This is a genomic window from Komagataeibacter kakiaceti JCM 25156, assembly GCF_000613305.1.
In genome coordinates this window covers 1-987 of sequence record NZ_BAIO01000701.1, presented here as the reverse complement: position 1 = coordinate 987, position 987 = coordinate 1, and the positions used below count along the sequence as shown (strand labels likewise).

Genomic DNA, 987 nt, shown 5'->3' with positions numbered 1-987 from the left:
CCGGCCCGCTCCCGCCACGGGTGGGCGTGGTCATCGCCGTGGCGTCGGGCAAGGGCGGGGTCGGCAAATCGACCACGGCCGTGAACCTCGCGGTAGGGCTGGGGCTCGAGGGGCTGAAGGTCGGGCTGCTGGATGCCGATATCCACGGCCCGTCCCTGCCGCGCATGATGGGGCTGAAGGACCAGCCCGAAGTGGCGGATGGTCACCTGATCCCGCCGCGCAAATGGGGCATCAGCGCCATGTCGATCGGCATGCTGGTGGACGAGACCGAGGCCATGATCTGGCGCGGGCCGATGGTGATGGGGGCCATCAACCAGTTGCTGGGCGATGTGGAATGGGGCGCGCTGGATGTGCTGGTGGTGGACATGCCCCCCGGCACGGGAGACGCGCAGTTGACACTGGCGCAGAAAACCGCGCTGGCGGGCGCCATCATCGTCTCCACCCCGCAGGACATCGCGCTGCTGGACGCGCGGCGCGGCATCACCATGTTCGGGAAGATGAACGTGCCGGTGCTGGGGATTGTGGAAAACATGTCCTATTTCTGCTGCCCCAACTGCAACCACCGCACCGAACTGTTCGGCCATGGCGGCGCGCGGGCGGAAGCGGAGAAGATGGGTGTGCCGTTCCTGGGCGAGATCCCGCTTCTGGCCGATATCCGCGCCAGTGCCGATGAGGCGCGCCCATCGTGATCGCGGCACCCGACAGCCCGGCGGGGCAGGCCTATCGCGGGCTGGCCCATACGGTCGGCGCGACCGTGCGCCGCGTGCTGGAACAGAAGAAAAACACCCGCTGATCCATCCGGGCTGAACGCGGCGGGTCATGGAACGCCGCCTTTTTGAAAAAAGGCGGCACCCAAAAACTTTTATTGTTTTATATCAATCAGTTGTTTTCGGGCAGAGTCCCGACCGACGCCCGCTGTCAAAGCCTGCGGTCGCGCTTGATCCGGTCCCATGCCGCATTGATGCGGGCGATACGCGCCGCGCCGCG

1 pseudogene is annotated in these 987 nt (G+C 66.3%); it reads left to right on the top strand.

Annotated features, from left to right (window positions below):
* Nucleotides 1–793: pseudogene (locus JCM25156_RS26045) on the top strand (Mrp/NBP35 family ATP-binding protein); the annotation flags it as partial.
* Between the last annotated feature and the right edge of the window lie 194 nt (nt 794–987).